General features: G+C 42.9%; 8 protein-coding genes and 2 pseudogenes. 8 read left to right on the top strand and 2 right to left on the bottom strand.

The window, feature by feature from the left end:
- The 5 genes and pseudogenes from RR45_RS10330 to RR45_RS10310 all read left to right on the top strand — a co-directional run.
- Window positions 1-227: PRD domain-containing protein (locus tag RR45_RS10330; protein WP_143465090.1), on the top strand; the 227-nt coding region annotated here is incomplete at its 5' end.
- Window positions 228-414: 187 nt separating this feature from the next.
- Window positions 415-1,329, top strand: a pseudogene (locus RR45_RS10325) (PTS transporter subunit EIIB); the annotation flags it as partial.
- A gap of 101 nt (window positions 1,330-1,430) precedes the next feature.
- Window positions 1,431-2,183 (top strand): histidine phosphatase family protein, encoded by a 753-nt coding sequence (locus RR45_RS10320; protein ID WP_244148300.1) that lies wholly within the window; start codon window positions 1,431-1,433, stop codon window positions 2,181-2,183.
- A complete protein-coding gene (locus RR45_RS10315; RefSeq protein WP_031367121.1) occupies window positions 2,176-3,021 on the top strand; it encodes a Cof-type HAD-IIB family hydrolase in 846 nt (281 codons plus the stop codon). The genes RR45_RS10320 and RR45_RS10315 overlap by 8 nt, the downstream gene beginning before the upstream one ends.
- Window positions 3,022-3,040: 19 nt before the next feature.
- The gene (locus tag RR45_RS10310; RefSeq protein ID WP_031367122.1) at window positions 3,041-4,483 is read left to right on the top strand and encodes a 6-phospho-beta-glucosidase; all 1,443 of its coding nucleotides are present in this window, start codon (window positions 3,041-3,043) and stop codon (window positions 4,481-4,483) included.
- Window positions 4,484-4,564: 81 nt separating this feature from the next.
- On the opposite strand, the gene RR45_RS10305 is transcribed toward RR45_RS10310, so the two are convergent.
- Window positions 4,565-5,140 carry a TetR/AcrR family transcriptional regulator gene (locus tag RR45_RS10305; RefSeq protein ID WP_031367123.1) on the bottom strand — a complete coding sequence of 192 codons (576 nt, stop codon included), beginning with the start codon at window positions 5,138-5,140 and terminating at the stop codon, window positions 4,565-4,567.
- Between the two features lie 108 nt (window positions 5,141-5,248).
- On the opposite strand from RR45_RS10305, the gene RR45_RS10300 reads away from it, so the two are divergent.
- The 3 genes and pseudogenes from RR45_RS10300 (at window position 5,249) to RR45_RS10290 (ending at window position 8,725) form a co-directional block, all read left to right on the top strand.
- Window positions 5,249-6,142 carry an ABC transporter ATP-binding protein gene (locus RR45_RS10300; RefSeq protein WP_031367124.1) on the top strand — a complete coding sequence of 298 codons (894 nt, stop codon included), beginning with the start codon at window positions 5,249-5,251 and terminating at the stop codon, window positions 6,140-6,142.
- Window positions 6,139-7,728: an ABC transporter permease gene (locus RR45_RS10295; protein WP_031367125.1), complete on the top strand. Its 1,590-nt coding sequence runs from the start codon at window positions 6,139-6,141 to the stop codon at window positions 7,726-7,728. Before RR45_RS10300 ends, RR45_RS10295 begins: the two co-directional genes overlap by 4 nt.
- Window positions 7,729-7,767: 39 nt before the next feature.
- Window positions 7,768-8,725 (top strand): annotated as a pseudogene (locus RR45_RS10290) (AEC family transporter).
- A 58-nt stretch (window positions 8,726-8,783) separates the two neighbouring features.
- Here RR45_RS10290 and RR45_RS10285 read toward each other — a convergent pair.
- Window positions 8,784-10,103, bottom strand: a complete 1,320-nt coding sequence (locus RR45_RS10285; protein ID WP_244148302.1) for a serine hydrolase — start codon at window positions 10,101-10,103, stop codon at window positions 8,784-8,786.
- Between the last annotated feature and the right edge of the window lie 224 nt (window positions 10,104-10,327).

Below are 10,327 nucleotides of genomic sequence, written 5' to 3'. Positions count from 1 at the left end.
TTTTAAGACAGGTAAAAAGTTCAGCACCTTTGCTTGATGATGCAGCAACCTTACCTAGCAGTGATGATAGTCTCTTTCAGATGATCATTAAGCGGTTTCCTGAAAGTTATGAAACGACACTCAAAATTGTTGCTTTTTTATCTAAGACGCGTGGCTATCAAGTTTCAAAAGATGAGCAGACCTATATCACGATTCATCTGGCACGGATTGTGCAAAAAAATGTGTAAATATGTTAATTCAGGGCTTTGCCCTTGAAAATATAGATTGACTTGCTTGATAGCGGTCAATCACCCAATACAGATAGAAAGAGGTCAAAATTGTCGTGTCTGCGAAAAAGACACAAGTCGCTTGGATCGTTACATTAAGTTGGCGAAACCTCCAGTATAAAATTTAAATATTTTTTGGAGGAAAATCATGGGTAAATACGAAGAATTGGCGAAAAAAATCGTCAAAGAAGTGGGTGGCAAGGAAAATGTCAACTCGTTAACCAACTGTATCACAAGACTGCGTTTTAAATTGAAAGACGAGTCTAAGGCAAACACAGAAACTTTAAAAAACATGGATGGCGTCGTAACTGTTATGCAAGCAGGCGGACAATATCAGGTGGTTATTGGTAACCACGTGCCTGATGTACGTAAAGATGTGGATGCTGTCTTGGGTGTTTTAGACCCTGTCACTGATGATGGACCAAAAGGTAATCTATTTGACCGGTTTGTCGACATGGTTTCGGGTATTTTCCAACCTATTTTGCCAACACTAGCAGCAGCAGGTATGCTAAAAGGTGTCACGGCGATTTTAAGCTTTTCTATGGGGCCTAGATTTGCAGCAGGCTCGACTTATGCGATTTTTAATGCCATGGGAGATGGGCTCTTTCTATTCTTACCAATCTTCCTTGGCTATACGGCTATGAAAAAATTTGGTGGCTCACCATTCTTAGGGATGATGATTGCAGCCGCTTTAGTATATAAAGGGTTTATTGACGGCTCGGCTGTCAAACAATTCGCTGAAACGGGAGGTATGCATTTCTTTGGCATTCCATTCTCAATTCCACTAGCGGGTTATGGCTCAACAGTTATGCCAATTATCGGGTCAACTGCCTTTGCCGCTTTTGTTGAAAAAACACTTAGAAAACTCATTCCAGACGTGGTTAAGCTTTTCCTAGTACCATTTTTTACAACTTTAATCGTCGTACCATTGACTTTCTTAGTTATTGGTCCAATCATGAATTTAGCTGCAGATTTATTAGGGAACGGTTTGTTAGCTGTTCAAAACTTTAACCCAATCATTTTTGGTGCGATTATCGGTTTCGGTTGGCAAGTTATGTTGTTAGTGACAGTTTAATTGATTAAATGACTTGAGCCATCATCTATTCAACTCTTTTACGAAACATGATGTAAGTGCTTGATGAGTAGATGAGTAAAGGGGTACAGATGAAGAAATTATGTTTGAAACTGGCAATGATGGTGCTAACTTTGACGGTAATAACTGGTTGTAAAGAAAATGCATCTAGTAAAACGTCGAAAGTGGATAAAAATGCTGAAGTCACCATTTATTTGACGCGACACGGCAAAACGATGTTGAACACGACTGACCGCTCACAGGGATGGATTGATGCGCCCCTGACACCAGCAGGCATTGAAATCGCAGAATCTCTCGGGAAAGGGCTAAAGGCTGAAAAAGTCACATTTGATGCCGTTTATTCAAGTGACAGTGGTCGTGCTGTTGAGACAGCCAACATCGTCCTTAAAAACAGTGGTCAGGAGGACTTGCTGAAAAAATTAAAAACGGATAAACGGTTGCGTGAAGTGAATTTTGGCACCTATGAGGGGATGCCAAATGAAGAGATGTGGACAGTCATTGCTGAAAAACAAGGCAAGACACTCGAGACCTTTCAAGCGAGCATGGCTAAAGATAGCTTTGTAAACACAATTAAAGGTTTTACAGATACCTTGCATGAGCTAGACAAAGCTAAACTTGAGGGTCTCGCTCAGAAAAACAAAGTTCCAGCAGCAGATGTCAGCTGGCAAGCAGAAGATTATCAAACAGTCATTGCGTGTTCGAAATCGGTGCTTGATGATATTGTCAAAGAGGCGCAAAAAAATGGTCAGAAAAATATTCTTGTGACATCACATGGGATAACTATTGCAGCGTTGGTGTCATCACTTGATGAAAGCCATGACTAAAATTGCTTTTTTCGATGTGGATGGCACGCTAGTCGGCGATACCAGTATTCCCACACCTACAACGATTGACGCGATTCAGCGCTTTCAGGCAGACGGTAATCTGGCCTTTATCTGCACAGGGCGCTCTAAACCTGAGATTTTGACAGAAATTCTGGCCATTGGTTTTGACGGAATGATTGGTGCAGGTGGCGGTTTTGCGGCTTATGGAAATGAAGTGCTTCATCATCATACCATGCCAGAAGCTGATGTGCGCGACATTATCCAATTTTTCCTAGCCAATGATATTGCTTACTATCTGAAGTCAAATTCGGGTTTGTTTGGCAGTCAGTTTTATGCAGAAAAAATATACGAAACGATTTTAGCCTACACGCAAGGTAACTTGAAAAAAGCTGCAGACTTGATGGAGAAATCTCGGTGGTTCTGTGATTTGATTGACTCCTTTGCCGATCAAGCTATTGATTATGCAGATGTCAATAAAATATCATTTATTAACACTGATTTTGATTACCAAGCCATTGCCGATAAATTTGGCGACAAGTTTGAAATGTTTCACATGACCGTGCCGTTTTTTGGCAAGGAAAGTGGTGAAATTGCCGTCAAGGGCAATGATAAACAGACAGCGATTGACATCGTCCTTGACAAACTTGGCCTGACCAAGGCTGACGCCATTTCCTTTGGCGATGCCAATAATGATCTGGCCATGTTTCGAGCTTGTGGCTATAATATCGCCATGGGCAATGCAACAACTGAACTCAAAGCAGCAGCAGATGAAATCACCGCAGATGTTAATCATGACGGCATTGCCGAGAGTTTTGAGAGGAATAATTATTTTAAATAAAGAAAGAGGACTAAATAATATGAGTTTTCCAAAAGGATTTTTATGGGGTGGCGCGACTGCCGCTAACCAATGTGAGGGTGGCTACAACGAAGATGGCCGTGGCCTAGCCAATGTTGATGTTGTGCCGCTCGGAAAAGACCGTTTTCCGATTATTACAGGTGCCATGAAACATCTGGCATTTGACGATGAACATTTTTACCCAGCAAAAGAAGCGATTGATATGTATCAACATTTCAAAGAAGACATCAAATTGTTTGGCGACATGGGCTTTAAAACTTATCGTTTGTCGATTGCTTGGTCACGTATTTTTCCTAAGGGCGATGAAAAAGAGCCAAATGAAACAGGTCTTAAATTCTATGAAGATTTGTTCAAGGAATGCCACAAATACGGGATTGAGCCTCTGGTGACGATTACGCATTTCGACTGTCCGATTCATTTGATTACAGAATATGGTGGTTGGAAGAATCGCAAGCTCGTGGACTTCTACGAAAACTTGGTTCGTGTGCTTTTCACACGTTACAAAGGTTTGGTCAAATATTGGTTGACCTTTAATGAAATCAATATGATTCTCCATGCACCCTTTATGGGCGCGGGTCTGACCTTTGAAGAGGGCGAAGACCAAGAACTTGCCAAATATACGGCAGCCCACCATGAGTTGTTGGCGAGTGCGCTTGCGACTAAGATTGCGCACGAGATTGACCCAGAAAATCAAGTCGGTTGTATGATGGCAGGTGCAGTTTACTATCCGTATTCATGCCGTCCTGGCGATGTTTGGGCAGCCTATGAAGATGGGCGTGAGGAGTACTACTTGATTGACGTGCAGGCGCGCGGTGAATATCCACGATATTTCTTGAAACGCTTGGAACGCAAGGGCATCCAGTTTCCGATTGAGGATGGCGACCTTGAATTCCTCAAAGCAAACACCGTGGACTTTGTGTCCTTTAGCTACTACGCGACACGTGTGTCGATTGGGCCTGACAATGATGAAGTGGCCTTCACGCCAGGCAATATCTTTGATTCGGTCAAAAATCCTTACCTTGAATCAAGCGAATGGGGCTGGCAGATTGACCCGCTTGGGTTCCGCACAACCCTCAACAGTCTTTATGACCGTTACCAAAAACCACTTTTCGTGGTTGAAAATGGTCTAGGCGCTGTTGATACGCCAGATGAAAATGGTTATGTGGCAGACGATTATCGGATTGATTACATGGCGCAGCACGTGGATGCCATGCGTGATGCCATTGAGCTTGACGGTGTTGAGATGCTAGGCTATACGTCTTGGGGCTGTATTGACCTCGTGTCGGCTGGCACGGGTGAGATGAAAAAACGCTACGGTTTCATCTACGTTGACCGTGATAATGATGGTAACGGCACGCTCAAACGGACACCTAAGAAATCTTTTGACTGGTACAAGCAAGTTATCGCAAGCAATGGCGCTGACACAAGTTGGGAAAAAGAATAACGATTAAAGAAAAAAAGTCGACCTAGGTTGACTTTTTTGGTGTCGTCAAAAAGCATTAGTCCTAAAACTCTAATTGCGCAACTATCTCAAGCCATTCAAGAAAATCGAGGTCAAATCGTCGGTCATGGCAAAGAGTTTGTCTGGGGTATCGCTAAAAATTTTCAATCCCTCATTGTAGATGTGGCAGATGCTTAGAATCGTTTCATCATTATAGTGCGGATTGATAAAGCCATCTGCACGACCTTTTTTGATCAAGGCTAGAATCAGTTGATCTGATTTATCTTGGGTGGCTGGGTCATAAAAACTAGGGTCTGAGGCGTAGAGGGTCATGATGTTTTGGTTGAGCGTGACAGAATTTTTTTGCATTTCGGTCAATTCAAACTGGGTCAAGCGACGATAGGCAGTCTCGAAAGATAAATCTGACTGGATAATCGCCTCATACTGCTCATAAATCGTTTGAAAATGGTCAAAAATGACTTTTTTAATCAAAGCTTGCTTAGTCTCATAATAATTAAAAATCGTGACTTTGGAAACACCAGCAGCTTTTGAAATATCAGTCACAGCAATCTTTTTAATCGGAAAAGTACTGAGCAGGTCAAAAGTCACCTGCTCAATTTTAGACATTTTATCTAATTTATTTTTGGTATAGCCATTCATAGTTTTATGATAGAACTTTTGAACTCATTTGTCAATATGAGTTCAAAGTTAGTTGACAAATCGCAGTAAAAGCGTAAAATATGAACTATACAGCATAGGAGAGTTCAAATGACAGAAATGATTAAAATTGAAAATCTAAAAAAATCTTTTGGTAAATTTCAGGCTTTGAAGGATGTTACCTTTACCGTTAATGCTGGTGAAGTCGTTGGTTTCTTAGGGCCTAATGGTTCAGGAAAGTCAACGACAATCAGAACTCTACTTGGTTTACTGAGAAGAGATGGCGGTACAGTCACGATTTTTGATCAAGATGTGTTCACCGCAACAGATGCCATTCATGAAAAGATCGCCTATGTACCTGGTGAAACCAATGTCTGGGATAATATGCGTGGCGGGGATATTCTGGCGCTCTTTGCCAAACTTCGCAAAAATGTCAACCTCGACAAACAGGCTGAGCTTATCAAAGCCTTTAATTTTGATGTTAATAAAAAATCCAAAGCCTATTCTAAAGGTAACAAACAGAAAATTGCCTTGATTTCTGCGCTTGCAACCGAGGCTGACCTTTATATTTTCGATGAACCCACGAGTGGACTTGATCCGCTCATGGAAAATGTCTTTCAAAATGAAGTCAAACGCTTGAAAAAAGCCGGTAAGGCGATTCTACTGTCCTCGCAGATCTTATCAGAAGTTGAAAAATTAGCTGATACCATTGTCATCATTAAAAATGGCGAAATTATCGAGCGAGGCAGTTTACAAGAGTTGAAGTCGATTACCCAGTCCAAGATGTCGGTGACAACAAAGTCTGAACTTACAGGTTTACGTGAGTTTTCAAGCGTGAGTCAACTTCAAATCTCAGGCAATACGGCGACCTTTTTACTGGATGATGCAGGTATCACAGCAGTTATGAGCTATTTGGCAGCGCGAGAAATTATCAAAATCGAGACGCAAAAACCGACTTTGGATGAATTGTTCATGGATAAATATGAAGGTGGTGAGCAGGCATGACAAATTTTACGCTCATTTTCAGAAATTTAATCAAAAAAGACTGGAAAAAACTGAATGTTACCCTGCTTGGTCTGGTCTATTTTGCTATTTTTTATGCACCGATGATGACAAACATTTATAGTACCAAGACAGAACTCTTGGCTATATTTGAGACCCTGAAAAATCCAGCCATGATAGCCCTCGTTGGTCCGACCGAGGCAACGACGCAAACCGTGACCCTCGCGAGTTTTTATTTTCAAGAAATGACCCTATTTACAGCGTTGATTTTTATCATTGTGGGCATTCTGCATGTCCTATCCAGAACCAGAGCAGAGGAAGAAGAAGGCCTGAGTGAACTCGTCCTCAGCTTTCCAGTTGGTAAATTGACACAGCCAGTCGCTGTCTTGCTAGAAATGACCGGCTTTTATCTGACAAGTGCTCTACTTATCACAGCAGGTTTGACCCTCTTGACCCAAAAAATTGCAGGTTTCTCCCTCATGACAAACGCTCTTTATGGTTTTTCACTTGCCCTGAGTGGTCTGCTCTTTTCAGCGTTAGCTTTGCTCGTAGCCCAACTCTTCGCCACAGCAAGTAGCGCCAGAAACGCAATTTTCAGTCTAGTTGGCATTCTCTACATCGCTCGTGCTTTCACTGATTTGTCCAACCTCACACTGTCGCGCCTTAACCCTCTCGCCTGGGTTTATTTAAGCAGCCCTTCCGTCGGTAACCATTGGCTCTATCTACTAGCAACGCTGTTTCTTGTAGGGTGCCTAAGCTTCATCGTTCTGAATTTACAAAACCGTCGTGACATATCAGGTAGCATTTTCAGCGAGAAGGAAAAACCACACCACGCCAGTCAATTTTACAGTAGCACCCTAGGATTTGTTGCCAAAAATGCGCAGGGGCAACTGATGATTTGGGGGCTAGGCATGCTGATGATGGGCGCGACCTACGGTTCGATTTTCGGTGATATTGATAAGTTTGTTGAGACCAATGCGACGATTAAGGCCATGTTTGTCGAAAATCCCAAGTTTAATCTAGCGGTACAATTCATGGGCACGATTTTGATGGTTCTCGTCGTCTTAGCCACTGTGCCGGTTATCAGTCTGATTGGCCGCCTAGCCAAAGATGAAAGCCTAGGCCGCTTGGACTTGCTGTTGCTGAAAACCTCGCGTGCCAAGCTCCTTTGGTCGACTTGGTGTCTCGCAGTTCTAGTCGGCATTATCGTCACAGAACTCGGTGGGCTCGGGCTTTATCTGGCAGCCACCACTGTCATGGCGCACCCAATCGCATTTACCACCGTCATGAGCGCCACCACAGCCTATCTGCCGACTCTTCTCATTTTCGCAAGCCTAGCCACACTTCTCATCGCCCTCAACCGCAAATTACTCAACATAGCCTGGCTTTACCTCATCGCAAGCTTTATCATCGACTACCTCGGCAGCCTTATGAAACTTAGCAAAATCTACCACCAACTTACCCCCTTTTACTGGGTGCCAAGGTTGCCAGTCAATCAGATGGACTGGCGCTACGTATGTGTCATGGTGATAATATCTTTGGCTTTACTGGGGATAAGCAGCTTGATATATCAAAAAAGGGATATTTAAGGGCATCTCCATTCCACCCGCATATGTTACAATAAGAACATGATACAAGCCTATTTCAACATATTCGCGATATTCGCCATGATGTTTGTAGGGTATTTCTTATCCTACAAAAAATGGTTCGACCGCCATACAGCTGACACTTTTTCAAAAATGGTACTCGGACTCGCCCTACCATTCGAAATGTTCATCACCATTACGCAAAAATTCTCGCGCGCCGAATTCTTCCAACTTATCGGCGGCATCATCGTGCCTATTTTGTCCATGGTACTTGCCTATTTCGCCTCGAAAGTGCTAGCGCAACTTTTAAACGTTGACACACAGCGTCGAGGAACTTTTTCGACCATGTTTACCTGCAGTAATACCATATTTATTGGACTGCCGATTAACATGGCGATTTTTGGTAGTCAAGCAGTACCTTATGTCCTTATCTACTATATCGCCAACACAACTTTTTTCTGGACCTGGGGCGTTTATAAGATTTCCCAAGATTCTCAAACTTTTGCAGGACTCGATGATATCCCCAAAAAATTTGGTGTTATGGCCGGTCTTAAAAAAGTACTCAATCCAGCCATGTTAGGCTTTATCATCGGGATTTGCTGGCTATTGACAGGAGTCAAAGTCCCCCTCGCGCTTGCCAACTTCTCAACTTCTATCGGTAATCTAACCACCCCGCTGTCTATGTTTATCATCGGCATCACTGTCTATTTTCTTGGGCTACGAACGCTCAAGTTAAACAAGGCCATTGTCGGCGTATTAATGGGGCGGTTCATTATCTCGCCTTTGATTATCATCTTGATAACGCGCGTGATTGTGGTTCCGGATATTATGGTCAAAGTTTTTTTTCATTCAATCGTCCATGCCAATTCAAAATTCGGTGCCGATTTTGGCTCGGATGTACCATGCGGATGTTGAGTTTGCGACGGCGACGCTGGGCTATACCGTGCTGTCTTATCTGGCCGTCGTACCGGTTTTGCTCGCTGTCATGCAATTGATTTAAGTATATTATTATCAAAAAACGCCTGAAATGTCGATGTGACATCTCGGGCGTTTTTGATTTATAGTTTGTCATTCACGAATCGAACGAAGTGGTTCCACATCACTTTGACTGCATTACTGCGCGGCACAGATTTGGTTGCGGTCAAGTAGAAGGTGTTACCGTCAGAGCCTGGCAGGTAGCCGAGCTTGTCCTTGATTTGAAAGCTCACTTTTACTAGTTTCTGATTTTTCTCGATTGCTGCCGTGACTGGTGCATCTTGCTTTTTGTTGAAAGTAAGCGTCGTCTTTGTATCATTGTCGACCATTGGTATGACAGCTGAGAAATCGTTATTTGGCAGGACTTTGACACTATCTTGCTTACCATCAATCACCGTCAGCTGAGTTGGTGCTTCGGGATTCTCCATTTTGATGCCCTTAGTTGCGATAGTTTTGGCTTGCCAGTTGCCGTAGACCTCATTCATCAGCCCACCAGTTGCGGTAAAACGCGCGTAGTCGTCAGTTTCTGCATTGTCTGCATGAAGCACAACTGTTATGATTCGGAAGTTATTTTGCATGGTCGTGCCGACAAAACAAGCGCCAGCAAACTCAGTCGTACCAGTCTTTAACCCGTCCACGCCATTACGCGCTGCGGGCAAGCTCGGGAGCATATAGTTATAAGTTGCAAGTGTTTGCTCAGACGCACCGCCTTTATCAAAAATCGCAACGGTCTGCTTGGTCACTTCCAAAACTTCTGGAAAATCACGAATCAAATGCTGCGCAATAATCGCCAAATCTTTAGCTGATAGCTTATTTTCATCTGTCTCAGATGAGCCGGGATAGATGTTTTTGCCTAGCACGCTATTATTCAAGCCAGATGCATTCACGAGCTTACCGTCTGTAATGCCCCAGTAAGCCAGCTGTGTTTTCATCATATCCACAAACTTAGGCTCAGAACCACCGATTTTCTCTGCCAATGTAATCGCCGCCGAATTCGCCGACTGAATCATCGCCGCATTAAATAAATCACGAATCGAAAAGGCCTCAGTCGGGTCCTTAACCGCGATGTTAGACGCTTGTGGGTCCTGTGTTAAGGCATAGGCGTACTCACTCATCTCGACCTTATCATCCCAATGCAATGTGCCTTTCTTAATCGCATCTAGGGTCATATAAGCAGTTATTAATTTTGTCGTAGAGGCAATGCCCAGAGGTTCGTCAACATTCTTAGCATAGAGGATTTTACCACTGTCCGGGTCAATCGCAATAGCAGCCTTTGCAGGGGCGTCATAGGGGTTATCAGCCATAACCTGCAAGGGTTGTATCACAGGTAAAAGCAAGACCAATCCCAGCATCACATGCGTTATAATCTGTTTTATTTTCTTCGCCATTGTCGTATTCTTCATAAGTCAAATTATATCAAAATTTCAAATATTCTCAACTATCTATCAGTTCTGTTAAAGAAAAACAATCGTTGACTTGCTAAAAATAAGCTGATTAATGAAAATGGTAAACATCATAAAGTAACTTGAATTGTCTCATACACGGACAAATAGGAAATGCCTCTCTATAATTTTGAGTACATTTGCTCAACTAATTTAGGGCACCTCTAAAAACGTATGAAAAGAGG

The sequence above is a fragment of the Pseudolactococcus chungangensis CAU 28 = DSM 22330 genome (assembly GCF_002441885.1).
GTDB classification, from domain to species: domain Bacteria; phylum Bacillota; class Bacilli; order Lactobacillales; family Streptococcaceae; genus Pseudolactococcus; species Pseudolactococcus chungangensis.
Note: the sequence above shows the minus strand (reverse complement) of the source record. Positions and strands in the feature narration are given on the sequence as shown.

What these genes read in the sequence shown, in the direction of transcription:
- RR45_RS10300 (WP_031367124.1), top strand. Translation starts at nt 5,249, where the DNA reads ATGACAGAAATGATTAAAATTGAAAATCTAAAAAAATCTTTTGGTAAA.
- RR45_RS10315 (WP_031367121.1), top strand. Translation starts at nt 2,176, where the DNA reads ATGACTAAAATTGCTTTTTTCGATGTGGATGGCACGCTAGTCGGCGAT.
- RR45_RS10295 (WP_031367125.1), top strand. Translation starts at nt 6,139, where the DNA reads ATGACAAATTTTACGCTCATTTTCAGAAATTTAATCAAAAAAGACTGG.
- RR45_RS10285 (WP_244148302.1), bottom strand. Translation starts at nt 10,103, where the DNA reads ATGAAGAATACGACAATGGCGAAGAAAATAAAACAGATTATAACGCAT.
- RR45_RS10305 (WP_031367123.1), bottom strand. Translation starts at nt 5,140, where the DNA reads ATGAATGGCTATACCAAAAATAAATTAGATAAAATGTCTAAAATTGAG.
- RR45_RS10310 (WP_031367122.1), top strand. Translation starts at nt 3,041, where the DNA reads ATGAGTTTTCCAAAAGGATTTTTATGGGGTGGCGCGACTGCCGCTAAC.
- RR45_RS10320 (WP_244148300.1), top strand. Translation starts at nt 1,431, where the DNA reads ATGAAGAAATTATGTTTGAAACTGGCAATGATGGTGCTAACTTTGACG.